This window comes from Terrabacter sp. 2TAF16, assembly GCF_052115065.1.
GTDB lineage: Bacteria > Actinomycetota > Actinomycetes > Actinomycetales > Dermatophilaceae > Terrabacter.
In genome coordinates this window covers 293,058-317,286 of record NZ_JBFRFZ010000002.1, presented here as the reverse complement: position 1 = coordinate 317,286, position 24,229 = coordinate 293,058, and the positions used below count along the sequence as shown (strand labels likewise).

Annotated in this window: 18 protein-coding genes and 1 pseudogene; 7 read left to right on the top strand and 12 right to left on the bottom strand. The window is 64.4% G+C overall.

From position 1 onward, the window contains the following. Window positions 1–103 precede the first annotated feature (103 nt). Complete coding sequence (locus AB4Z14_RS03550) at window positions 104–1,447, bottom strand: UDP-glucose dehydrogenase family protein (protein ID WP_442273963.1); 1,344 nt, start codon at window positions 1,445–1,447, stop codon at window positions 104–106. A gap of 74 nt (window positions 1,448–1,521) precedes the next feature. Between AB4Z14_RS03550 and rfbB the strand changes: the two genes are divergently transcribed. Together rfbB and rfbD are read left to right on the top strand one after the other, a co-directional pair. Beyond that, window positions 1,522–2,535: a dTDP-glucose 4,6-dehydratase gene (rfbB, locus tag AB4Z14_RS03545; RefSeq protein ID WP_442273962.1), complete on the top strand. Its 1,014-nt coding sequence runs from the start codon at window positions 1,522–1,524 to the stop codon at window positions 2,533–2,535. Continuing rightward, a complete protein-coding gene (rfbD, locus tag AB4Z14_RS03540) occupies window positions 2,532–3,395 on the top strand; it encodes a dTDP-4-dehydrorhamnose reductase (RefSeq protein WP_442273961.1) in 864 nt (287 codons plus the stop codon). The genes rfbB and rfbD overlap by 4 nt, the downstream gene beginning before the upstream one ends. Before the next feature lie 1,137 nt (window positions 3,396–4,532). Here rfbD and AB4Z14_RS03535 read toward each other — a convergent pair. The 9 genes from AB4Z14_RS03535 to AB4Z14_RS03495 form a co-directional block, all read right to left on the bottom strand. Continuing rightward, window positions 4,533–5,870: an O-antigen ligase family protein gene (locus AB4Z14_RS03535; RefSeq protein WP_442273960.1), complete on the bottom strand. Its 1,338-nt coding sequence runs from the start codon at window positions 5,868–5,870 to the stop codon at window positions 4,533–4,535. Next, entirely contained in the window at window positions 5,843–6,157 is a 315-nt protein-coding gene (locus tag AB4Z14_RS03530; protein WP_442273959.1) for a hypothetical protein, read from the bottom strand. The genes AB4Z14_RS03535 and AB4Z14_RS03530 overlap by 28 nt, the downstream gene beginning before the upstream one ends. Before the next feature lie 890 nt (window positions 6,158–7,047). Then, the gene (locus AB4Z14_RS03525) at window positions 7,048–7,890 is read right to left on the bottom strand and encodes a glycosyltransferase family 4 protein (protein ID WP_442273958.1); all 843 of its coding nucleotides are present in this window, start codon (window positions 7,888–7,890) and stop codon (window positions 7,048–7,050) included. A gap of 220 nt (window positions 7,891–8,110) precedes the next feature. Further along, entirely contained in the window at window positions 8,111–9,058 is a 948-nt protein-coding gene (locus AB4Z14_RS03520) for a glycosyltransferase (protein WP_442273957.1), read from the bottom strand. Further along, a complete protein-coding gene (locus AB4Z14_RS03515) occupies window positions 9,045–10,097 on the bottom strand; it encodes a hypothetical protein (RefSeq protein WP_442273956.1) in 1,053 nt (350 codons plus the stop codon). Before AB4Z14_RS03515 ends, AB4Z14_RS03520 begins: the two co-directional genes overlap by 14 nt. A gap of 45 nt (window positions 10,098–10,142) precedes the next feature. Beyond that, window positions 10,143–11,705, bottom strand: coding sequence for a glycosyltransferase (locus AB4Z14_RS03510; protein ID WP_442273955.1), 1,563 nt, complete (start codon window positions 11,703–11,705; stop codon window positions 10,143–10,145). A gap of 320 nt (window positions 11,706–12,025) precedes the next feature. Next, on the bottom strand, window positions 12,026–13,012 hold the full coding sequence (locus AB4Z14_RS03505; protein ID WP_442273954.1) for a glycosyltransferase: 987 nt from the start codon (window positions 13,010–13,012) through the stop codon (window positions 12,026–12,028). Next, window positions 13,012–13,902 carry an HAD family hydrolase gene (locus AB4Z14_RS03500; protein WP_442274022.1) on the bottom strand — a complete coding sequence of 297 codons (891 nt, stop codon included), beginning with the start codon at window positions 13,900–13,902 and terminating at the stop codon, window positions 13,012–13,014. Before AB4Z14_RS03500 ends, AB4Z14_RS03505 begins: the two co-directional genes overlap by 1 nt. Window positions 13,903–14,631: 729 nt before the next feature. After that, the gene (locus AB4Z14_RS03495) at window positions 14,632–16,059 is read right to left on the bottom strand and encodes a sugar transferase (RefSeq protein ID WP_442273953.1); all 1,428 of its coding nucleotides are present in this window, start codon (window positions 16,057–16,059) and stop codon (window positions 14,632–14,634) included. Between the two features lie 559 nt (window positions 16,060–16,618). Between AB4Z14_RS03495 and aqpZ the strand changes: the two genes are divergently transcribed. Further along, on the top strand, window positions 16,619–17,431 hold the full coding sequence (aqpZ, locus tag AB4Z14_RS03490) for an aquaporin Z (protein WP_442273952.1): 813 nt from the start codon (window positions 16,619–16,621) through the stop codon (window positions 17,429–17,431). Between the two features lie 8 nt (window positions 17,432–17,439). On the opposite strand, the gene AB4Z14_RS03485 is transcribed toward aqpZ, so the two are convergent. Together AB4Z14_RS03485 and AB4Z14_RS03480 are read right to left on the bottom strand one after the other, a co-directional pair. Next, window positions 17,440–18,621 carry a DUF1501 domain-containing protein gene (locus AB4Z14_RS03485; protein WP_442273951.1) on the bottom strand — a complete coding sequence of 394 codons (1,182 nt, stop codon included), beginning with the start codon at window positions 18,619–18,621 and terminating at the stop codon, window positions 17,440–17,442. A 133-nt stretch (window positions 18,622–18,754) separates the two neighbouring features. Then, entirely contained in the window at window positions 18,755–20,335 is a 1,581-nt protein-coding gene (locus AB4Z14_RS03480) for a DUF1800 domain-containing protein (RefSeq protein WP_442273950.1), read from the bottom strand. Window positions 20,336–20,454: 119 nt separating this feature from the next. On the opposite strand from AB4Z14_RS03480, the gene AB4Z14_RS03475 reads away from it, so the two are divergent. From AB4Z14_RS03475 to AB4Z14_RS03460, 4 genes and pseudogenes are all read left to right on the top strand, one after another. Next, entirely contained in the window at window positions 20,455–21,105 is a 651-nt protein-coding gene (locus AB4Z14_RS03475) for a SatD family protein (RefSeq protein WP_442273949.1), read from the top strand. Further along, entirely contained in the window at window positions 21,102–21,944 is an 843-nt protein-coding gene (locus AB4Z14_RS03470) for a hypothetical protein (RefSeq protein WP_442273948.1), read from the top strand. Before AB4Z14_RS03475 ends, AB4Z14_RS03470 begins: the two co-directional genes overlap by 4 nt. 41 nt (window positions 21,945–21,985) lie before the next feature. Beyond that, window positions 21,986–23,010 (top strand): annotated as a pseudogene (locus tag AB4Z14_RS03465) (rhamnan synthesis F family protein). Window positions 23,011–23,188: 178 nt separating this feature from the next. After that, window positions 23,189–24,178 (top strand): malate dehydrogenase, encoded by a 990-nt coding sequence (locus AB4Z14_RS03460; RefSeq protein WP_442273947.1) that lies wholly within the window; start codon window positions 23,189–23,191, stop codon window positions 24,176–24,178. The last annotated feature ends 51 nt before the right edge of the window (window positions 24,179–24,229 follow it).

Here is a 24,229-nt window from a genome sequence, read left to right as displayed (position 1 = left end):
GTGTTCGTGGAGGTTCGATCCTAGGCGGCTCTCGGGTGGCGCCATCGGCAAAATGGCGGTATTGAGGCGGTTGTCTCACGAATCCCCCAACCAGGGGCACGCCTCACCAGATCGAGCTGGACCTGCGTCCCATGCCCCGGTAGTCCCAGCCGGCGTCGGTCCAGGCGCGCGGGTCGAGCACGTTGCGCCCGTCGATGATCCGCGGGGTCGCGACGAGCGACTTGGCCTGGGCGGGGTCGAGCTCGACGTAGTCCTTCCACGCCGTGAGCAGCATGACGAGGTCGGCGCCGGTGAGGGCCTCCTCCGCCGAGTCGACGATCTGGAGGTCGGGCCGCGCCAGGCGCACGGCGTCGGCCCCCGCCGGGTCGGTCGCCACGACGTTGGCACCGCGCCCCCAGAGGCGGCCGGCGATGTCGAGGGCGGGCGAGTCGCGCACGTCGTCGCTGTCGGGCTTGAAGGTCAGGCCGAGCACGGCCACCTTGACGCCGACGAGGCGGCCGCCGGCCATCTCGGAGGCGAGGTCGACGGCGTGGTCGCGGCGGCGCATGTTGATCGAGTCGACCTCGCGGAGGAACGTCAGCGACTGGTCGACGCCGAGCTCGCCGGCCCGGGCCATGAAGGCGCGGATGTCCTTGGGCAGGCAGCCACCGCCGAACCCGATGCCGGCCTGGAGGAACTTCGAGCCGATGCGGTCGTCGTGGCCGATGGCCTCGGCGAGACGCGAGACGTCCGCTCCGGACGCGTCGCACAGCTCGGCCATCGAGTTGATGAAGGAGATCTTCGTGGCGAGGAAGGAGTTGGCGGCGACCTTGACGAGCTCGGCCGTCGGGTAGTTGACGAGCAGCCGCGGGATGCCGGCCTCGATGATCGGGGCGTAGACCTCGTCGACGACGGCGCGGCCGATCTCGCCGCGATCGCGGTCGTCGGGCAGTCCGTAGACGACGCGGTCGGGACGCTGCGTGTCCTGGACGGCATACCCCTCCCGGAGGAACTCCGGGTTCCAGACGACGACGGCGTCCACGCCGGCCTCGGCGAGCCGGTCGGCGACGGCCTGGGCCGTCCCGACGGGGACGGTCGACTTGCCGACGACGACGATCGGGCCGTCGGGCGACGGGGTCGCGTTGGCGATGATGTCCTCGACGGCGGTCCACACGTAGCTCATGTCCGCGGCGTAGCTGCCGCCGCGCTGCGGCGTCCCCACGGCGATGAAGTGGACGCGGGCGTCGGCAAGGGCGGTCTTGTCGGTCGTGAAGCGTAGGGAGCCGTCCGCGACGCCCTGCCGCAGGAGCGGCTCGAGGCCGGGCTCGTGGAACGACGGCACGCCGGCGGCGAGCTTGGCCACCTTGCGCTCGTCGATGTCGAGGCCGACGACGTCGTGGCCGAAGTCGGCCATGCACGCGGCATGCACCGCTCCGAGATAACCGCATCCGATGACCGAGATCTTCACGCCGGGCAGCATATCGAGCGCCGGAGAACGGCTGGTGGCCGTGACGTTGCCGGCGCTTCGTTACTCTCGGCTCCATGCGCGTGCTCGTGACCGGCGGAGCCGGCTTCATCGGATCGAACTTCGTCCTGCGCGCCCGCGAGGTGCGGCCCGACTGGGGCCTGACCGTCATCGACTCGATGACGTATGCCGCCAACCGCCGTTCGCTCGCGCCGGTCCTCGCCGACCTGGGCGGAGACGGCTCGGTCGAGCTCGTCGAGGGCTCGGTCGCCGACGCGCCGCTCGTCGACCGGCTCGTCGCCGACCACGACGTCGTCGTGCACTTCGCCGCCGAGTCGCACAACGACAACAGCCTCGACTCGCCGTGGCCGTTCGTCGAGTCCAACGTCGTCGGCACCTTCACCCTCCTCGAGGCGATCCGCAGGCGCGAGAAGCGCCTGCACCACATCTCGACCGACGAGGTCTACGGCGACCTCGAGCTCGACGACCACGAGCGGTTCACCGAGAAGACGCCCGTCAACCCCTCCTCTCCCTACTCGGCCACCAAGGCCGGAGCCGACCTGCTCGTGCGGGCGTGGATCCGGTCGTTCGGCATCAGGGCGACGGTGTCGAACTGCTCGAACAACTACGGCCCGCGCCAGCACGTCGAGAAGTTCATCCCGCGCCAGGTCACGAACGTCCTGGACGGCATCCGGCCCAAGGTCTACGGGTCGGGGCTCAACGTGCGCGACTGGATCCACGTCGACGACCACAACGACGCCGTCATCGCGATCCTCGAGCAGGGCCGGCTCGGCGAGACCTACCTCATCGGCGCCGACGGTGAGCGCAGCAACCTCGACATCGTGCGCCTTCTGCTCGAGATCATGGGAAAGCCCGCCGACTGGTTCGACCACGTCGACGACCGTCCCGGGCACGACCTGCGCTACGCGATCGACTCATCGAAGCTGCGCGCCGAGACCGACTGGCGGCCCCTCTACGGCGACCTGCGCGCCGGCCTGGCGGCAACCGTGGACTGGTACCGCGAGAACGCTGACTGGTGGTCCGCCGCCAAGGTCGAGGCCGAGCGCACCTACGGACGGCTGGGCCGATGATGGACACGGGCGCCGGTCGTGTCCTTGTGACCGGGGCCGGAGGAATGCTTGCTCATGACCTCGTGCCTGCGCTGCGGGCGGCTGACTGGGTCGTCACCGCCTTGGGCCGATCCGACCTCGACATCACTGACCCGGCGCAGTGCGTTGCCGGGGTCGAGGGGCACGACCTCGTCGTCAACACGGCCGCCTACACCGCGGTGGACGCCGCGGAAACAGACGAGGCGGCCGCCTTCGCCGTCAACGCTGTCGGGGCCGCGAACGTGGCGCGAGCTTGCGCTTCAGCCGGAGCGCGACTCGTGCACATCTCAACCGACTACGTCTTTGACGGCTTGGCGACCGATCCATATGCCGTGGACCATCCGATGGCACCCAGCTCGGCATACGGCCGCACCAAAGCATCCGGAGAGTGGGCAGTACGCGCCTTGCACCCAAGATCGTGGGTCGTCCGCACAGCGTGGCTTTATGGTGCAGGCGGTCCGAACTTCGTCTCTACGATGCTAGAGCTCGCCGTCGAGCGCGAGTTAGTGACTGTCGTAGCCGATCAGATAGGTCAGCCGACATGGACTAGCGATCTGTCCGCCCTGGTGACTCGGCTGGCTGCCGCGGATGCCGCGCCCGGCGTTTACCACGGCACCGCCTCCGGCTACACGAGCTGGCACGGGCTCGCCCAAGCCGTGTTCCAGGAAGTTGGTCTTGACCCAGAACGCGTGCAGAAGACAACGACCTCCCAATACCCCCGGCCCGCACCGCGCCCTGCCTGGAGTGTGCTGGCGCACGAACCCCTGCCGGACCGCGGCGTTATGCCGATTGGGGACTGGCGCGAGGGCGTGCGCAAATACTTAAGGCAAACGCGGGCCTGACGCCCTAGCGCACCCCGTCGAACGGGTTTCTCGGAAGTAAGGTATGGGCTGGACCTCGACGATAGGGCCGCGTTCCGGATGCTGGCAGCAGGAGCACATCGGGTCGTTGCGCCGGCCGCGGTGGCCGGTGGCTGTTGCACCCGGCGCTGGACGTCGTCCACCACGTGGGTGCCAAGCTTGACGACGTGGAAGGCGTCGAGCACCGAGCGAGCTTCCTTCGACTGCGTTCTTGTACCTGGGAAGTCGTCCAGGGTGGCGATCTCGACTTCTGCGCCGCACTCGCCCATCCAAGTTACGTCGGTCCGACGGAGCGCCCCAGGACCAAGTCCAACAGCCGAGCGCGGGTGCGACCGTGCTCGTCGCGGGTGGGTCGACCATTGCCGTCAGGTCCTGTGGCCGCGGCCCACCCTCGGTGATGGGCTTGGTCGAGACGTGGTGCCGCACGCGCTCATCCACGCCAAGGAGGGTGACCTGTCGAAGCGGGACGGGGCGGCATCAGCCGACTGGAGCAGTGGCCACCGGTTCACCACGTCGTGCCGAGCCGGCGCTACAGGTTCTGCACCGAAGCTTGCTCACGGCGCAGTTCGGTGATGGCCCACCGGCAGGCCCGCACCGTCACCAGGCCCCGGAGACGGGCGACAGTCTCGTCCTGCCCGGAGAAGACCCCGACCGGGCACGCCGGCTCCGGGCACCTCCAGCGATGCTTTCGGCACACCAACATGGTCGGCCTCCGAACGCCGCCGCGTCTACAAGCCTCACCTCGTGCCGGCCGTGGACCCTGCGCGCGGGGACACCACGGGCGGGCAGCCCACCCGTTCCACGGCAGACTCCACCGTGACCGCCAACGCGCCGCCCCCACACGCTCCACAGCGGTCACGTGAAACCCTCCAAGCCGACGAGAAGGTCGCAGTGGCAGGCGCAGGCACGCTGCACGACTTAAGGCTCGGGCATCGTTAGGGTCCTGTAAAAAACAGGGTGTGCGAGTCCCCTGATCATCGGAGACCTCGACCCCAACCCCGCTCAGCCCAACTGTCGGGCCACCCTCCTCATCCCACCTTCAGGTACGAAGAGCTGCATTAGCGACGTCGAGTTCGCTAACGGCGGGAAGACCTCCATGAATAGACCGCTTCAAGAGCGCTAGACCCCAGCCGCATCCCAAGACGCTTGCCGGGGATGGGTCACCATAAAGATGACTGCGATGATGATGAAGAACGTAACGGGAAGCAACTGTGACGACATGGACATAGGCAGCAAGAACTCTGTGCTAGAGATGACCAGCAGTATAAACGCGTACGATGTGAAGACCGGCCTACGAGGCCCAGCGTCTGCCTGGTTGGCGCGCCGCGCAAATAAGACGACCACCGTTATGCCGACAATGATCAAAAGCAGTCCGCCGGTGACCAACCACTGGACGTAGAGGTTGTGTCCAGAAGTTCGGCTTGCTGAACTTAGAGCAGATGCAGGCATATCCCAGTAGGGTCCGACACCCACTAACAACCCCGAATCCCAGTACGCGGCAAGACTGTCTCGCCACACCGCCGAACGCCCGGAAAACCCGTCAGGGTCATCACCGGAGACCAGCGGTAGCGCCGCAATCAATCCGAGCGCGAAAACCAGAAGGAGTCCGCGGGAAATGCTGCCCTCCAAGTTTCTTAGAAGGCGCCCGAACATCCAAAACAGAATCCAAGCAATAAGGGCCAAGACCGCGGTACGTGAGGCCGAAAGGATGACTGCGGCGATACACCCCGACCAAAGAATCGCCCGAATGACGATACCATTGAACAATCGGACAAAAGGCAGCGAAAGCGCTACGAATACGCCCAGGGTATTGGAATGAGTGAAAGGTCCCGCCAAGACGAAGTCTCCACCGAAGAAGGCCTTCGACTCGTCCACACCAGATCCACCTATTATGAAACGAGCTTGTCCCGCCGCAACCAGTCCGAATAGTATCGATCCAAGAGCTACTACAAATCCCCCAATCGCAACTATTCTGAAGTCTGACGGCCTTAGCACCAAACTACTCAAAGCGAATGCTAGCAAGGCAAACTCGATAACGTTCGAGATGCCGCCAACTGAGAACAAACCCTGCGCCGACCCACGCTCCAGCGTTAAGGCGGCTAGCACGAGAAGCAGCACCGTCCTATACCCGATTTTCAGCTTACGCGTTTTGAGCAACACCCCGATACACGCCGCCGCAAGGACCACACTGAGCAGCCATGAGACAGCTTCAGCAGTCGGCGTAAAGTGATAGAAACGTTCAGCGCCGGGCAGTGGATGAGCCTGCTCGGTGAAATTGACCAGACCAGGCATCACTGCTTTGAGAAGGCTGAGGGTAAACAGAACACCGAACAACTTCGAGGATCGAGGCTTTTGAAACTGGGCCGAACCGCTGTCGCGAAGGCCATTTAAGTCAGGTTGCTCTACACCCAATGGGGTCTGCACCCTTTTCACCGCACCACCTTCAACCGCAGACATTCCAGAATCACACAAACCAAAAACACAGCATCCGCACCCGCCAAGGACCACGACAATCCAGCCGCGCCAAGATTCGCCCCAAAAGCCAGCATGCTGGCCGCACCCACCAATGCTGAGAGCACGGTGGCTCCCAAGACACGGCGTGTCTTTCCCGCTGGAACGAGAATATTACGGGTCAGAGGGGTCGCCGCTGAAACACAAAAGAAGGCCACCGAATACCCTGCGACCAAGTTCAAGTTGGGGGCGACGGGCGAACCGAAGAGCCATGCACCGACAAGCGGCGCCATGAACAGGAAGGTAAGACCTCCAACCGCTCCGAGCAATAGGTGGAGACGCAGAGCCTGCATCTCGGAAGACCTGCGCTCTTCCGGGCGTCGACCGAGAACCCACTGTTGCAGACCATTCGCTAAACTCGTGACAGAAAAGAGGGCGTACCGGTACAACCGGTCGGCGGATACTAATTGCGGCGAGTCCGCCAAGCTGAAGGCCTGAGAAATGGCCAAAGGCATAGATGCGTACCCGGCGCCGACCAACGATAACGAACTCGCCACCACCCCCCCACTGTCCGCATGGTGCCCGGGCGCAGCGCGCGGTATCCAGGTGCCCAGAACGCGCCGCTGAAAGAAGGCTAGACCAGTGGTCGCCGTAGTGATCATCAATAATGGATAAGTCCAAACTTGACCCGTTAATGCCACTAATGCCGCCGCCCCGACGCTTGCACCGAGTCTTGGGATGGCCTCGTAACGCGCAATCCACCTTGCTCGGCCACTACCAACCGCAAACCAGCTCAACCCGAAGCCAGACCAGCAACCGTAGGTAGCCATGAGTCCATGAGTTAAGGGGTCTTCTCCTCGAGCAAGCAAGATCCCACAAATGGCCGCCAGGGGCAAAATTGCGACGCCAAGCTTAGCTCGGTGCTGAAGGGACTGGGCGTACAGTCGGTTGCGCCCTTCCTCCGACAGCGTGGCCGCAACTCTTGCCTGCCCGTCGATCCCCCAGCCTGCGAGCAGAACTAGACCCATCAACTGGCCTAGAGTTTGGCTGGTCAGCAGCGTGCCCCACGAAGTTGGTTCAACGGCACGCGCGACAAATGGAAGGACCAGCAAGGGGGCGACACTGGCTAGCAGCGACAAACCACCAAAAGCGGTCACCCGCCGCAATAGACTTGGTGACGCTGTCACCGAAGCAGGCTGCATACGACCCTCTCAAACCTCTGTGACGACCCAGTGCTACTCATACGGTGTGCCTTCTTCAACCCGCGGCGGACATACTCTTGCCGCTCTTCAGCTCCCGAGACCAGCCGCACGACCCCATCAAAAATAGCATCGGAATCCCCTCTGGGAGCAACGTAAACGGCGTCTCCGGCGAAGGCGGGAACGCCACCGTTATCGGTCGTCACGACTGCACACCCACTCGCCATGGCCTCGAGGACAGGCAATCCGAAACCCTCGGAGTCGCTCGCACATACATAGACAGCCGAGCTCCGGTACATCTCGGCAAGATCCGAACGGCCGGGGTTCTGAAGATGACGAACGCTCGGAGGCATCCCCTGAGGAACAGCACAGGCACCGAAGGTGCGGAGTGGCAGGTCTGGACGACTCTCGGCTAGGCGGTTGAACACGTCCACAACAAGGTCAGACCTCTTATTCACCTGCTCTGAAACCATGGCCAGAACCCCCCAGCCATCACCGTCACCAACGGGGGAGAAGAGGTTCGTGTCAACACCGTTCTCAATGAGATGTGAACTAAGACCGACCTGGGCCAAGCGTTCCTGAAGCCAGGGCGAGACCACGACCCTCTCGAGCGGAAGATTCCACGATCGCTCGACCTCCTCAAGCGAGACAGTGAAATCCTCGACCCCCTGTATTAGGTAAACGCCTGCTACATTATCTTTAGTGACACGGGCAGAAACTATGGGAGCCGTAGTTACCGAAGTGGCTATGTAAACTTGAGCCGATGGGAGGTGCGTGAACTGGGGAGTAAAGAGGTTGCGAACATGTATGCCCACGTCGAGGCTCATCCAAGTTGGGCGTCGTGTCCGCCAGAGCCTGTATGCGACACGAACTAGCAGCTCACGCGACTTTGGTGACAGACGGCCCGTAGGCGACATTCGCATATGAGTCACCGTGACGCGATAACCCCGCCTTGAGAGCGCGTTCGCGTATTCGTAGGCTACGCGGTACCCGCCGTTCGGCAGACGCGCCATACCCGGCAGCACGAAGCAAACGTCAACCGGCACCTCATGCATTGTCTAAAACCCGCATCCAGGCGAACAGGAGCAGGAGAAGACACTCCACTATTCGCCGGGGAGATGATAACGACCTGGCCGATACTCGCAGTTGCCGATTCAAGGAAGTCGCAGCTCGAAAGCTTTGTCGTTTGGAACCCACCAGGCCCTCAACGACGTTGCGTATGTTGGAATCGAAGCGACCAAGCACCACCAGTGCGTTGTAACGGGTTCTCTCTCGCTGACCTATCCCTAATGATGCAACTCTTACCAGGCGCTTTCTCACTGAAGCGGGCGCGGGGCCAACAACGTTCCTCTCATGGACTCGATAACTTCCCAACGGATGCTCAATGGGATACGACCTACCTAGCGAATGCGCACTGGCCAGGACCCACGGCTCGTAATACGTTAACCGACTAGGGACATTTCCAAGTTGAGTCGCTACTTCGCGCCGCGCGACTATGGTGTGTCCCAGAACAGGATTACGGAAGATGCACAACAACGGGCTTCCCTCCATCGGCAGAGGCGTGATCTGTCGCGAAGCCCAATAATCTTGGGACCCCTCTGCAGAGGACGAATTGAAAGTACGAACATTGCTGTATACCAAAACGCTGCCAGTTCCCTCCAAGGCATCAATCGAAGTTTCCAACTTGTGCGCGTCCCAAACATCATCCTGATCACACAACGCAAATAGATCTGTCTCAACCGTTGACATCAGCATGCCCATGGTTGATACAAGGCCAAGATTTCCGACGTTAGCGCCGACGCGAATCCTCGGATCCCGGGCGGCATAGTGCTTACATATCTCAAGCGACGAGTCGCTTGACGAGTCATCCCAAAGTAAAAGAATGAAATCGGTGAACGATTGATTGAGAAGACTATCAATTTGTTCGCCCAGAAACTTCTCACCGTTGTATACAGGAAGTAGGATCGTAACCCTGGCGGGGCTAGTTCTGCTCATACACGCCGCCTCGGACCGATCTCCGCCATATAATCTTCACCACATCTGCGAAGAAGACCGGATTCGCCATGTGCCGGAGTTGGGTCAAGGAAGACCTAGCGGACGTTCGATCGCGGTTCTTCGAGGCGAAGGCCCGCCAATAGACCCTATTCGGGAACTCGAAGGGAAGCACTCCGTTAGGGTCGAATCCTTTCACAACGAGGCCGGCGTGCCCCAGCGCCGTCATGACTCGGTCCACACGCTCGTCTCGAATGTCGAAAATGACTGTATCGATTTCTCGGACGAGCGAGAGATTTGCGCAGATCGCATACTCCATCTTCTGATCCACACAGACCTCAACGAAGTGCTCAAGCGATTCAGCCCGCTCCATTTGGTCCAAGTAGGACTTGACTAGGTAGTAGCTCTCATGCGAGAACGAACGTTCTGGGAAGACGTTGTGAAAGAGGATTGAAGCAAGTTCCGCTTCGGGCGCCAGCACGGGAACGGGATACCCCGCGACGTCGGTGCTCCGCACGTACCGACGCATTCGAGTCGTGTCGAAGTACACGAAATAGTCAGTGGACGGGACGACGTAGCAGTCGATGTAGTAGATGCCTCCACGCTTGGTTGTGTCTGTCATACCTTCACCAGATGTTTCGATGAGAGTCGTCTGCCGAGGGGCGGTCTCCAGCAACTTGAAATCTCCAGTTGCCAGGAGGTGGTCACATAGTTCCTTGTGGCGCCCGGGGTCCAGCGGGAACCAGTCCGTGTCGTTGGGTGTGGACGCAAAGGGCTTAATGGACTTGAAAAGCACCCACTCGCCTTGAGCCACCTCATCGAGCCGCTGGGCCAACTTCTTCACTACGCGGTCTGTCTCGAATCGACGGTGCACCAGCGTGTTGTGTAGCTCCTGCGCTTCGGCACCTAGGTGAACGCCCTTGCCCAAGCACTCGTCGAGGAACAGTAGACCCACTCGGCTTTTGAAGGCGTAGTCGGTCAAGGCCTCGACTTGTTGCTGAGTCGGAGTTGCCGAACCTGAGCCGATGGGCATTCCGATCACGTCGAACAAGATCCGCGACTTATCTCTTGCAGAAAACATTTGGCCCTATTCCTTGACCGTCTTTATAGGTGAGCTGGGGACCCCAACACCGGAAGTCAACTCTTCATACACTGCGATTATCTGGGCATCGACCACTGTGGGATCGACCAAATGAAGTGCCCGTTCACGCCCACGAGCCGCAGCATCATCCAGCCGGTCCTGCGGCTCAGCCAGAAGGGTCTCGATTACACCCGCCAGGCCAGACACGTCGCCCGGGACATACAGGAAGCCCGTCACTCCGTCGATGATCATTTCCGGGACTCCCCCCGCGCCTGTAGCGACGGTTGGCGTCCCCGCCAACAGACTCTCCACTACAACTCCCGGGAAGGGGTCTGGTTCCGTGGCGCAATGAACTGACACGGCTGCATTTGCAAGAATGCGCGGAACGTCGCTGCGCTCGCCAAGAAACAGCACCCCTAGGGATTCCGCGCGTTCCTTGACCTGCGCGAAGTACGCGTGTTTTCCCGGAACGCTCCCTCCAACGATGACGAATGTGTTCGACTCGCGCGCCGACAACGGTAAGAGCGCAATCGCATCCAGAAATGCCATTTGACCCTTCCACGGCTCGATTCGGCCGATCGCCACCACGCAACGCCCGTGAGTGTCGAAAGGCGCGCCTTGAGCGGCTAGCACGGTGACATTGCCCTCTGACATCAATTCGGCCCTCGCCAGGTCGTGGATGACCAGGTGTTTGGACGCCGGATCTGTTCCGAAATAGTGCGTGCGCACAGCGTTGGAGACCGAAATGGACCTACTACTCACGCCAGCGACGATGCGCGAGAGCAGTCCCGCGCTCCACCCGTGCTTGAACATCCGGATGTGATAGACGACCTCAATTCCCATCAGGCGTGCGCATGCCGCAGGAATGAAGTCGTACAGGTCGTTCACGTGCACGACCTGTGGCTGCTCGCGCCGGAAGAGACGAAGGAAGTGCAAGGCGGTAGGGAGTGCGCTCGCTCCCGTTCTCAACACTCCTGACAGACCATCGCTGACATTTGGTCGGCAGAAGGAATGAATAATGACCGGCGTGCCTTGCTCTCGGTGCAGTTGGGCAGCCGTCGTCTCGCGTCGCAAACTCACCGCAACACGGTAGGCGCTCTGCTCACGCATTCCAGGGTTGGCGGCGTGCGAGGCCATTGCCACAAGCACCCGATCGGCGCCGCCTACATCGTCATTGTTGGAGTGGACGTAATGGACATACGGCAGAGCAATCTCGCGACGCACGAGGGCGCAGATGCGCTCAGCGTTCTCGGCTAGGTCTGCGGTTCCGTCCACGATGGTAAAGCCAAAGGCGGAAGCGATGGCATCATAGTAGCGGAGGCGCAAGTCTAGGTATGAACGGTCCGGAATGTCGTCCTTCCTAGCGAGGGAAGTCTCCGGCGTGACGCGCACGAACACCCTGGCGACTGGGATCGGTATATGGGCTAACTTGGACGCCGCAAATGCCACCACCTCGTCCGGAGACCAGTCCAAGGTCAAGCCGATGTTGACTGCAACGTCATACATGTATCGGTCGGCGATTATCAACTCGTCACTTCGCGAGCGAAAAAGCTTCCAGCCCAACTGCATCCTGTAGTCAGCCCAAGCGAGTCGCACATACGCCCTCGCCACGCCACGATGCCTGTTAAGGAAACTGTGCTTCTGCTTGACTTCGTGCGAGTAGCTATCAGACCTCGCGACGGTGGCAGCGCGCGTGGCGGGCGAAGTTTCCCCTCTCTTGTCCCAACGCCCCCGTGCGATTCGCCGCAGAGGGCCCATGAGGATGCTCTCGGCCCCCAACCACGTATGAGAGGCCCGACGGCCTTGTTCGGCAAGTCGCGCGACCACGAGGCCGCTCAGCGTCGTCTTGCCGCTTCCGTCCGTGCCGATGATGCTGATGATCCGAGGTTTCATCGGGCCTCGATCACCTCCGACACCCTTCCAGCGAGAGCGTCGATGTGCAGCTGACTTGGGAGGCCTGCGGGCCGGATCGACAGCGCCTGTGGATCGGTCAGAATCGCCTCCAACAGGTCGACGAAGCCGTCCCTCGGGGCCACGTGAACGCCTCGGACCCCAGCGAGGGCAGCCGAGATAGACCCGAAGTCCGTTGTCACCACAGGCACGCCACTCGCCACAGCCTCCAGAACGCTGAGTGGCAGGTCAATGGCTCCACCGTCACTCGGGCGCGTCGGAAACACGTACACGTCGGCGGACTGGTACAGCCGCCCCAAGTCGCTCACGGTTCCCTTCAGAACGTGTACGCCCGCGCTCGCGAGGACGTCGAGCACCTCGGGGTCGCTGGGAAAACTCGGGCTGCTCTGAACGAAGACCTCGGCCCGTCCACCGAGTCGATTTTTCGCCTCCGCGAGTTGCTGAAGTCCGCGGTTCGGTCGCAGGTGGCCCACGTGAAGTGCGATCTTCTTGCCTTGAGCACGCGCTGCAGCGATCAGGTCGCTCTGACCTCCGGCTGAGGAGCCACGAAGCCGTTCTGGATCGATTCCGATGAACTGCTGAATAGTGTCCGCCCCGCGGGCGGCAATTGCAATCTCCTTACGAGAGACATTGCAGATGACGGAGTGGGCCGTCCGCCTCCCCTTCAGCCAAGGCGGCAGGGCACCCAAGTCGGGTCGGGTCGCGATCCAGGTAATCCTCGACCTCGTCAAGTTGCGGAGAAGAAGCGAAGTCGAGACAACCCCCCGACCGGGACCGTGTGTGAAGATGACATGGTCGGCAGGGTGGCTCAGAGCTCGAGGTAGCCATGAGGCCAGCCGGGACGGCTCGGCCACCCTGACCACGTGACTGTCAGCCAGCTTTGCCACGAGTGCCTTCGTGACGACCTGGGCGCCCTCGGTTGGCGCGTCCCGGAGCTCTCCAACCACGAGCACGTTCTTTTTCATCAATGGAAGATCCCCAGCTTGTCTCGAACTACGCGTCTCTTTACCAGGAGAAGAACTCTCTGAGCGGTGGGCGGCGGCGACGGGCACTCAACGCGACGGACGGCTCTGCCCAAGCTCCCACCAGGGGCGATCCTCGACCAGCGCGATGCCCCTTCGTACAGCAGACAGTATCTGTGCTTGCTCAGGACAATATGCACCTCGTAGCTGCTCAACGGGCCCAGCGGTTTGTCGTCGAACCACAGCCAGATGCCGCCCTCTGGCTGCGGGCTGTCGGTATCGATGTGCTGCCTCCTCACGTGAGCAGGCAACTGACTGTCGATCTCGTGAAGGACGGCCTTCGACGACTGTATGTAAACTTCGTCCGCTAATCTCATCACTGGGAGATCATCGACACTGTCAGACGCAACCACCAATCTCGCTCCTGATCTATCCAGGCGCTTTGAGACCAGCCATTCTTCCAGCGCGCGCCGCTTGTTTTCTCCCATCAACTCGCAGTACTCACCCTCCGCGGGCAACAGCGTGCCCACACATTCGGATATGCCCACGCGTTCTGCGAGAACAGATGCATAAACATGCGGTGCGGCAGTGGCCAAGACCACTGGGCGGGAAGTCAGCGTCCACTCAGCGATCAACTTCATCACGGGGCCGGAAATGACAGGAGCGACCATCTCCACAGTGGCCTCGACAATCAGTCGCCGGCGGGGCTCGGGGAGTTTGCCAAAGGCCCTCAAGAGCTGGCGCTTCATCTCAACCCTATTGGACATGCCCGCCGCGCGTCTCACGGACTCCCGCAGCATTGCGCGTCGCATAGTCATCCCGCCGAATCTCCACCCGGAGCGCAGGAATGCGTGAAACGAGTTATCTAGGATCAGGGTTCCGTCAAGATCCACTATCAATATCTGCCGTAGGACACTCACGGCTTGGCGCCCACATAATCGGTGGACCAAGGAAATCTGAGCAAGACGTCTCTATATAGTGCAAAATCCGGTTCTAGAAGGCTGCGCCGCGGGGGTCGCGTCGCGACGAGAGCGGCAGTCATGATAGAGACGTCGTCCCCCAGTTCGGCAGTCAAGATTCGCAGAACACACTGCATCGTCTTACCGCTATCCACGGCGTCGTCGATCACAACCACCTTCCGCAAGCGCTTGACCCGGATGTCCGCAGCGATCTCCTTCAGCTGGGCTGTGAGCTCTGGTGACGGCTCCGCAACTGAGAGACTTCTCCGTTCACCGAGCAGGTCCTCGAGCCTCCTCAGAGTGTTAAGCGCACCAAGGGGCATCCGACGCAGCGCACGCCCGCGTCGCTCTCCTTGCTTTCTTGCCGTGCCCGGTCTTTGCTGGTTGCACTGGTAGCGACGTACTGAGGGATCAAACGGGATCTCGTCCGCCACCCACACGCCGCCGCGAGCGATGGCAACCGCGACCTCCGGTGCAAATCCGGCCGCAGACATCTCTTGCAGGAGGCGTTTCCCAAGTACGCGGAGGCGCGAAGGGGTGATGGTCAGGATGGGCTTGTAGTGCAGCAAACTATCTCGATCACGTGTCGACCGGGCGAATTCGCCCGAGAGCAGCGACCGCCGAGTACTGCTCGGCGTGTCATGGTCCTAAGTCAGGGTCTACTCAATACGCACCCTTGCCTTGCAGGACGGTGAAGACCGTTCGCCAAATCAGGACCAAGTCGAGCGACAAGGACCAATTCTCGACATAGTACAGGTCCATGCGCACAGCTTCATCCCACTCGATATCGTTGCGCCCACTAACCTGCCAAAGGCCAGTCATCCCTGGCTTGGTCTTCAGGCGGCGCGCGTGCATCGCCGTGTACGTACTGACCTCCTGCGGGCGCTGGGGGCGCGGCCCGACCAGACTCATGGTGCCTTGAAGCACATTGAGCAACTGGGGAAGCTCGTCCAAGGACCACGTGCGTAGGAACTGCCCAATCGAGGTAACCCGCATGTCGTTCTTGATCTTGACCAGTGGTGGCAAAAAGCCGTTCTCTTCGGCCATCTGGATTAGATGAGCGTCCGCGCCGTCAGTCATCGAGCGAAACTTCCAGATCTCGAACTCTTGCCCATTCAGGCCCACGCGGATCTGGCGGAAGAAAACCGGCCCTGGGCTGGTGACCTTGACTGCGAGAGCAATCACGGCGAAGACCGGGGCCAAAGCAATAAGCGCGCAAGAGGCGATGAGCTTGTCGAAGACATCCTTGACCGTTCGCATAGCGCCTGCGTAGCGGGGCCCTTCCACATACAGCAGAGGCAGCCCCGCAAGGGGTCTCGTGTGAACACGCGGGCCAGCAATTCCGCTCAGCGACGGCGCCAGAATCAGGTCAGCGCCAACAGACTCTAGCGCCCACATGAGCTGGCTCAGATGTGCAGGAGAAAGATGAGCAGACGCAGAGACCACCACTGCGTCAATGTCGAGTTGGCGGGCAAGGCGGACCACGTCCTCCGCCAGGGTGTCCTTGTCCTGGACTGAAACCTGGCCGACGACACGCAGGCCGGCCCTTGGTGACCCGCCAATGTGGGCGGCCACGCCACCGACGTCATCGACCGCCTCAACGGTGAGCACCCGAGACGTAGAAGCTCCCTTAGCGCGCATGGCCAAGAGTCGATTACGCCAGAACCAGCGGCTCGACAACAACGCCATGGCTGCAAGCGGTAGCGCGATCACGACGTAGTTGCGACTCACTGCATACTGCAGGAAGTAGGCGGTGAAACCCAATCCCCCAAGCATCCACACGAGGCCAGAGAAAATTCGACGATATTCCTCAGCACCAGACCCCAAAACACGCTTGTCCCGCGAGCCATTCAGGCCGAGCACCAGGGTCCATGCGAGGGCAATGATGGCGCTGAGCAGCCAGTACGACGGAGCAACCATGGACGTCGCCGGGCTCGCGGCTACGTCCATGCCCACGTCTGGCAGGCTGACGACCTGTGCTACCGCGGCGGTGGTAAAGGCTGTCGCGAGGTCCGAGAGGGTGAGCTTGATCCGCTCCTGCGTGGCCCATCGATGGCGCGTACCGGGCAGAAGAAGCGTCGTGTGATCCACGGTGCGGCTGCTCAACTGAGTCATTCCCCTGGCTCCCTGTCGTCTGACCCCGTCCCTCGGAGCACAGCGCAAACCCACCCTGACCTGCGCGGCAGCACGCCTCTGAACTGTGCGATTGGGGGTATCCGGGTCAAGTCTCCCATAGATACTTTAAGCCCGTGTTGCCGCATCTCCGACATGCCGGGATCCTCTCCGCAGACCGGCCCTGCGGGTTAGAAATGGTCCGGAAAATGGGACGAATCGGGCAGAATGGCGCAGCGGCGATGCTCGGTGATCGAGACTGGGAGGCGCAGCCCGCTAGCCCGGCCCCGTCGATGGCGCCAACTCGTCATTCCGCCAAAGCGCCGGTGACTGACCTCCAGGGCCCATGGCCGTTCAGGCAGCGAGGCTTGCCGCGCTGTGGGTCGGCACTCAGCAAGGCGACACGCGCCTCTACCCACAACACGTCCTGGAAAGGAGCGCGCCCCGCAGACCGCCGTAGTCGCAGGGCCCTTCGACTACGCTGCGACCACCGCCGGAGTCTCCGACGGCAGGCGTCGACGTCTTGGTGAGGAGCCCGATGTACACCCCCAAGTTGAGCTCGCGACTGGCGGTTGAGGCCCTCGGGACGTTCTGGTTGGTGTTCATCGGCTGCGGATCCGCGATCTTCAACGGCAAGTTCGCGGTGCAGGCCCTCGACGGGCAGCCGGTCCAGCTCGGCATCGGGCACCTCGGCGTCGCGATCGCCTTCGGGCTCGCCGTGGCGACGATGGCGTATGCCGTCGGGCACGTCTCCGGGGCACACTTCAACCCTGCGGTGACCATCGGCATCGCCGTCGCCAAGCGTTTCGAATGGCGCGAGGTGCCGGCCTACGTCGGAGCACAACTCGTCGGGGGTCTGCTCGCCGGTGGAGCGCTCGCTGGGCTCGTCTCCTCGAAGGGCCTGCCGACGACCGGAAACCTCGCTGCGAACGGCTATGGCACGCACTCACCCGGCGGTTTCGGGCTCGGTGGCGTGCTCGTTGTCGAGGCCCTTGTCACGGCCTACTTCGTCTACATAATCCTCGGCGCCACCAAGGACGATGCGCCCAAGGGCTTTGCCCCGCTCGCGATCGGCTTCGGCTTGCTGATCGCCCACCTCGTCGCGATCCCGATCAGCAACGCCTCGATCAACCCGGCCCGCTCCACTGCGGTCGCCTTCTTCAACGGCAACGGCGCCGTGGGACAGCTGTGGGCGTTCTGGGTGGCGCCTATCATCGGTGGCCTCATCGCCGGCACGACCTACGCCTGGATCACCGGCGAACAGCGAGAGCACCTCGAAATCAGCGGTTCGACCGACACCATCTCCAACGCCGCCGTCGACGAACAGGGACGCCCCATCCTCGACGACTGAGCTGAGAATCAGACCTTGGCGGCGAACATACCCAGCCGCCCGCTCGCGAGGCCCGGAAACACTGTGGTGGACGACAGCTTGGCGCGCTGCTCGAGGACTTCCGCAAGCACGGTGCGGTAGTCGGTCGTTCCGGCGAGGTCGCCATCGACGAGGTTGGCCGGCGCCAGCCCCGGCCAGCGACCGTAGACCTTGCCGCCTCGGACGCCTCCACCGAGAACGAGGGAGACGTTGCCGTGCCCGTGGTCCAGGCCGCCAGAGGCGTTCTCGGCGACCCTGCGCCCGAACTCGCTCAGCGTCACCAGCGTAACGTCGGACATCTTGGGCCCGAGGTCCTGGTTGAAGGCAGCGAGCGCTAGGCCGAGTTCAGTCAGCTGCCGGAACATCCAGCCAGAGTCGCTGGCGCCGAGCCCCGTGTGCATGTCCCAGTTGCCGACGTCGATCGTGGCCGCGCGCAGCCCGACCCCTGCCTTGATGAGCCGTGCCAGGTCACGCAAGGCATCGCCGACGGCCCCCTTGGGGTAGGCCGCACCCTTAGCAGGCACGTAGCCCGCCGCCTTGAGGCCGGACATGGTGGACACAGCCTCCATGGCCGCCTTCGCGGGGGCTGCCAACGCCTGCGGCGCACCGGCATACAAGGCATTGATGGCCGTGGCCCAGCGGGCCTCCTCGGCGGGCGTGCCGGCACCGGAAAGCACGAAGCTGTCGACGGAACGAACCGCCAGTTCCGGGCTGGGTCCGATCATCGATGGTGGCGTCGTCGCGGCACCGACCGCCGTCGAGGCGACCGTGGCCACAGAGCCGGTGAGGCCGATCATCCGATCGAGCCAGCCGGTGCGGATGGTCGAGCCGGGCGCAGCGTTCTCCATGGTGGCCATCGCCTCGAAGTGCGAACGTGTCGGGTTCAGCTGACCGACGGCATGCACGGCTGCGAGCCCGCCTGAGTCCCAGATCGGCTTGAGCGGAGCAAGCGCCGGGTGAAGGCCGAACATCGCATCGAGATTGATGGCACGCGACGCTGGGATCGCGATCGACGGCCTGGCGGCGAAGTACGCGGGGTCACCGATCGGCGCAACCGCAGACAGGCCGTCGAAGCCACCGCGCAGGCTCAGAACTACGACGGTGTCACCCGTGTACGAGTCGGCCGCCAAGGCGAGCTGTGTTGCTGCGCTCGGGCCAGCGACGCCGACCACGGCTCCGAGAGCCCCGGCGCCCGCGAGGAGGGTGCGCCGCGACAGCGCTGACGCTGAGGCCCGCCCTTGGGGGCAACTGCACTCCGGCATGCTGGTCCCCGCGGCTGGGATGAACGACGTTGTCATGGGGTCCTCAACGGGTTGCGAAGTTCGGAGAGTCGAGCAGGAGCGCCACGAGATACGGCAGCCGCCAGGTCACCGCGGCCACACCGGCCTTGAGCACGTCGGTGGGCGCGTGGTCGACGAAACGGCAGAGGGCATCGCGTTGAGCGGTGGTCAGCGTGATGAGCAGCTTCGCAGCGAGCGCGTCGATGAGGGCGGCATACGTCGTCGGGAGCGGCGAAGGGACCCACGTGGCCAGGTCAGGTCGCGACATCGTCTTCAACAAAGACCAGTTGCCGGCCAGCCCGAGATGGAAGCTCCAGCGGTTGACCATTCCCGAGGCGCCACCCCAGGCGGCTGCTACGTCCGGGTAGCCGTTCGGCGCCGGCCAGCCCATCGGTGCCTGCCCGAAGGTGCCGGTCAGCCACAGGAGGCTCCGGAGCTCGCTCTGCCCGGGGGCCGGAACGGGCTCCGGCGTGAGCTCCATGATGCGGATGCTGGCGAGCGCGTCCTCGTAAGGAGTCCTCAGCTTCTGACCGATCGAGGCAGCGAACTCCGGAGAGAGGAAGAGGACACGGAGGACCGGCGCGATGGCGGTGCCGTTGGCGAGGTAGGCCTGCGCGAGCTTGGTCACCAGGGTGGCGGGCGGCGCGTCCGACACGTAGCGGATGGCCAGCTTGGTCGCGATCCGGTTGGCCGTGGCCGGATGGGTGGCCAGGTAGTTGAGATAAGAGGTCGCAACCGCTTCTCCACCCTCCGAGGACGCATTCGCATGGGACCATCCGAGGACTTGAACCTTACCGACATACCGGCGCGCTGGCTTGTAGTAGTAGAGACCTTGCTCGGCGTCAACACTGAGGCCTGTTAAGGCGAGAGCGGACATCTTGACGTCCGCCTCCGTGTAGTTGCCGATCCCGACGGTATGCAGTTCAAGCAGCTCCCGGCCGTAGTTCTCGTTCGGCATCCTCTTTGCGCTGTCGGCATTATCCAGAACCTTAAGCAATGCTGGACTCCGGGCCGCCGCATTGAGCATGTCAGAGTACTTGCCCAGCGCATACCTACGGATGACGTCACGTTGGAAGAGATGTGCATTATCCCAGACCTCATCACTGGGAACCGGGATGACGAGGTGATTGGTCCAGAAATCGATAGCGGTCTCGAGAAGCTGGCGACGCGAGAAGAGCGCTCTGGCAAGGTGGGATTCGAGCAGGTCATACATGACCAAGGCCCGGTCAGCGACAGATAGGCGCTCGCGCACCTCCCACGTCTTCCAGCCCAGTCGCGGCCAGCGCTTGAGGATGCCGTCCATAGCGGTGTCGGGGACCTTGGTGAGCGGCGCGAGCTGTGCGTCGAGCCATGCCGTCGTGCCCGTCGTGCGGACCTCGGCGACCAGCGCAGGTGTCGGGCCAAACGTGGCGCGGCGCAAAAGATGCAGGACCGGGTCGGTCGTGGTAGTGGCCGCGACCATCGCGCTGGGAGCCACCGTTGGTGAGGCCGCCGACGCGGCGGTCGCGGTCGCCATGGCGAGGGCGGCTCCGCCTCCGAGCCCGGAGAGCACGCGTCGCCGTGCCGGCGCTGCGCCCGAGGGCGACTGGGGGAAGTGAACGGTCATGCTGCAGGACGGTACATATCAGATCAGCCGTTGACTGCGTTATCGGACATTCCGGTCATTGAAGAGGACCTTGTGAAGGTCAAGGCTCTATTTCCTGAATATGAAGATATGATCTTCACATGGCAGATCTGAAGGTCGAACCTTCACCGGTGGCACTCATCGGCGACATCGTCGAGTCCCGCACCCACCGCGAGCGCCAAGCCCTGCACGACGCCTTCGAGGCCGCCGTCGCCCGGGCCAACGCCGAGGTGCCGATCGACGACCCAGCCGTCATCACCGTCGGTGACGAGTTCCAGGGCGTCTATCCCACCCTGGGCGCGGCGCTGCGGGCCAGCTTCGTCGTCCGCACCGAGCTCTTCCCCCGGGCGGACGTCCGCTTCGGCCTCGGCCGCGGCGCCGTCACGACCCTCGACCCGGTGCGCGGCATCCACGACGGGCCCGCCTACTGGGCCGCCCGCGAGGCCATCACCGTGGCGGAGGACCGGGCGCAACGCGCGCAGACGCGCACGTCCCGGACGGCCTACGTCGCCCCCGACGAGGCTCCGGCCACCGTCGCAGCGGTGCGGGCTGCGCTCGACTGTCTGGACTTCATGGTTGGCTCCATGTCGACCACCTCACGCGAGATCCTCGGAGGACTCATGCACGGCCACGCGCAGCACGACGTCGCCGACCGGGTCGGCATCAGCCCGTCCGCGGTCTCGCAGCGCGTGCGCCGTGACGGCATCGGGGTCGCGCTCGAGGCGATGACGACGCTCGGCGACCTGCCGTGACGTGGCTGTCGATCGTCCTCGCCGGCATCGGCGTCGGCGACATCGTCCGGTCGACGTCATGGCGACCCGGCCGGGCCGTCGGGCACGTGGCCGCCCCGGTCGTCATCCTCGGCCTCGCCCTCGTGGCCGGGATGCACGGTTGGGCCGACCTGCTCGCCCTCGCCCTCGCCGCCGTCGCCGGGGCCGGATGGGCCGAGCTGTCGCGTCGCACCCAGATGACGGGTCGCGGCGCCCTCGCGCCGCTGGCCGTCTTCGCGGCCCTCGTCGTCGGTCTCCTCGCCTTCTCCGGGGCAGCGTCGCCGGCGGGCGGCGCGCTCGCGACGTGGCTCGGCTGGGCCGACCTCCCGGGCACCGATCCGCTCCCTGTCGGACGGGTCCTGCTCCTCGCCGGGCTCGTCCTCTTCAACGTCGCGACGGCCAACGTCATCGTGCGCCTCGTCCTGCTCACCATCGGGGCCCTGCGCCCGTCCGACGTCACCAACGCCAACGCAGCCGCCGCGGCCGCCGCCTCCCTCACGGGGCGTGCTGCTCCCCCGACCAGCGCCCAGCCCGCCGACCGCCTCAAGGGCGGGCGCCTGCTTGGGCCCATGGAGCGGCTCGTCATCCTCGGCCTCGGCGTGGCCGGGGAGTTCGGCGCCGCCGGTCTCGTCATCGCCGCCAAGGGACTGCTCCGTTTCCCCGAGATCCAGGCGGCCGCCCGCTCGGCGAGCGGCGACCCCACCGGGACGGGCTCCTACCCGGGCGGCCCCGCCGGCATCGACGACGTCACCGAGTACTTCCTCGTCGGCAGCTTCGTCAGCTGGATCATCGCCCTCGGGTCGCTCGCGCTCACCGTCTGAGCCGTCCCGCCGCCCTCCCACCACGCCTGCGCAGGAGAGACATGCCCCGCCCCACGCTCGCCCGTCGGATCCGTCGACGCCTCCGTCCGGTGCGCGCTCGCCTCCGCGGGCAGCGCACCGACCTGCGGGACGTGCTGGCGGTGCGCGCCGCCCGTCGTCGCCTCGACCGCCTCGGCCGCCTCGACCGCCTCGGCCCTCGGGGCCGACCCCGGACCGGCGACACGGCCGCCGTCCTGCACCTCTACTACGCCGAGGTGTGGCCCGCCCTCGTGCCGTCACTCGAACGCCTCGCCGCCGCGGGAGTCGACCTCTACGTCACGCTCCCCCGACAGCACGCCCACCTCGCCGGCGACATCGAGATGGCCCTGCCGGGCACACGGTGCGTCACCGTGCCCAACCGGGGCCGCGACGTCCTGCCCTTCCTCGTGGTGGCCGAGCACCTTGCCGACCGCGGCTACGTCTCAGCCCTCAAGGTCCACGCCAAGAAGTCGCGCACTTCGGCGCCGGCGACGTCTGGCGCGACCAGATGATCGAGCAGCTCGTCCCCACCGACCCGGCGGTCCTGGCTGAGCTCGTCGAGGTGCTGCACCGCCCCGACACCGGGGTCATCGGCCCTCGCGGCAGCTACTTCGCCCTCTCCACCTACTGGGCCGGCAACGCCGACACCGTCCGCCGCCTCGTCGAGCCCGCGGTGACGCCCGAGGCGTTGTCCCGGCTCGACGACCCGAGGGAGCTCGGCTTCTTCGCCGGGACGATGTTCTGGACCCGCCTCGACGCGATCCGTCCGCTGCTGCGCCCGGACACCCTCGGCTTCGTTCGCGAGCCGACCCCGAAGGACGGCACGCTTGCCCACGCCCTCGAGCGCGCGATGACCGTGCTGCCCGAGCTGCTGGGTCGCCGACAGTACGACTGCGACGGCACCGTGATTGCGCCCCGAGCGGTCCGCGCCGACCCGCTGCCCCAGTGGTACCGCGACGCGACTCAGGCGGCCAAGACGGAGGAAGCCGACAAGGCAGCGAAGGCCCGCCGCAACCGCGACCGCGCAGCGGGCACCGACCCGGCGTGACGGCATACGCCCCCGGGTGAGCCGTGGGGAGCACTCACCGGGCTGGCGTGATGGTCGTCACGACCGTTGCGTTCGCATGCGGCGGGCGCGCGCTGAGCACGGGCGCCCGTCCGGGCGAGCACGTGGCCACTGATAGCGTCGGAACGTCCAGCGCCACACCGATGTGAAGGGCCTACCTGTGAGCACTACCCCCGTCAAGGTCGCCGTCACCGGCGCCGCCGGCCAGATCGGCTACAGCCTCCTGTTCCGCATCGCGAGCGGTGCCCTGCTCGGGCCCGACACCCCGGTGGAGCTGCGCCTGCTCGAGATCACCCCCGCGCTCAAGGCGCTCGAGGGTGTCGTCATGGAGCTCGACGACTGCGCCTTCCCGACCCTCGCCGGCGTCCAGATCGGCGACGACGCGACGAAGGTCTTCGACGGCGTCAACCACGCCCTCCTCGTCGGCGCGCGCCCCCGCGGCCCGGGCATGGAGCGCGGTGACCTCCTCGAGGCCAACGGCGGCATCTTCGCCCCGCAGGGCAAGGCCCTCAACGAGGTCGCGGCCGACGACATCCGCATCACGGTGACCGGCAACCCGGCCAACACCAACGCGCTCATCGCCATGAGCAACGCCCCCGACATCCCGACCGAGCGCTTCTCGGCCCTGACGCGCCTCGACCACAACCGCGCGATCAGCCAGCTCGCGGCCAAGCTCGGCGTGCCGGTCACCGAGATCAAGAAGATGACGATCTGGGGCAACCACTCCGCGACGCAGTACCCCGACCTGTTCCACGCCGAGGTCGGTGGCCGCAACGCCGCCGAGGCCGTCGGTGACCAGGACTGGCTGGCCGGCACGTTCATCCCGACCGTCGCCAAGCGCGGCGCGGCGATCATCGAGGCGCGCGGCGCCAGCTCGGCCGCATCGGCTGCCTCCGCGACCATCGACCACGCCCGCACGTGGGTGCAGGGCACGCCCGACGGTGACTGGGTCTCGATGGCCGTGCGCTCCGACGGCTCCTACGGCGTGCAGGAGGGACTCATCTCCTCCTTCCCCGTCACCGTCAAGGACGGCGCGTGGAGCATCGTCCAGGGCCTCGACATCGACGACTTCTCGCGCGGCAAGATCGACGCTTCGGTCGCCGAGCTCGCCGAGGAGCGCGACGCCGTCAAGGGTCTCGGCCTCATCTGAGCCGACCGCTCACGTCGAAGGGCGCCGTCCACCACGAGGTGGGCGGCGCCC

Coding starts and splice junctions, on each gene's coding strand:
- AB4Z14_RS03505 (WP_442273954.1), bottom strand. CDS start 13,012: ATGAAAAAGAACGTGCTCGTGGTTGGAGAGCTCCGGGACGCGCCAACC.
- rfbB (WP_442273962.1), top strand. CDS start 1,522: ATGCGCGTGCTCGTGACCGGCGGAGCCGGCTTCATCGGATCGAACTTC.
- AB4Z14_RS03510 (WP_442273955.1), bottom strand. CDS start 11,705: ATGCAGTTGGGCTGGAAGCTTTTTCGCTCGCGAAGTGACGAGTTGATA.
- AB4Z14_RS03475 (WP_442273949.1), top strand. CDS start 20,455: ATGGCAGATCTGAAGGTCGAACCTTCACCGGTGGCACTCATCGGCGAC.
- AB4Z14_RS03530 (WP_442273959.1), bottom strand. CDS start 6,157: ATGGCGCCGCTTGTCGGTGCATGGCTCTTCGGTTCGCCCGTCGCCCCC.
- AB4Z14_RS03535 (WP_442273960.1), bottom strand. CDS start 5,870: ATGTCTGCGGTTGAAGGTGGTGCGGTGAAAAGGGTGCAGACCCCATTG.
- AB4Z14_RS03520 (WP_442273957.1), bottom strand. CDS start 9,058: ATGAGCAGAACTAGCCCCGCCAGGGTTACGATCCTACTTCCTGTATAC.
- rfbD (WP_442273961.1), top strand. CDS start 2,532: ATGATGGACACGGGCGCCGGTCGTGTCCTTGTGACCGGGGCCGGAGGA.
- AB4Z14_RS03480 (WP_442273950.1), bottom strand. CDS start 20,335: ATGACCGTTCACTTCCCCCAGTCGCCCTCGGGCGCAGCGCCGGCACGG.
- AB4Z14_RS03525 (WP_442273958.1), bottom strand. CDS start 7,890: ATGAGCCTCGACGTGGGCATACATGTTCGCAACCTCTTTACTCCCCAG.
- aqpZ (WP_442273952.1), top strand. CDS start 16,619: ATGTACACCCCCAAGTTGAGCTCGCGACTGGCGGTTGAGGCCCTCGGG.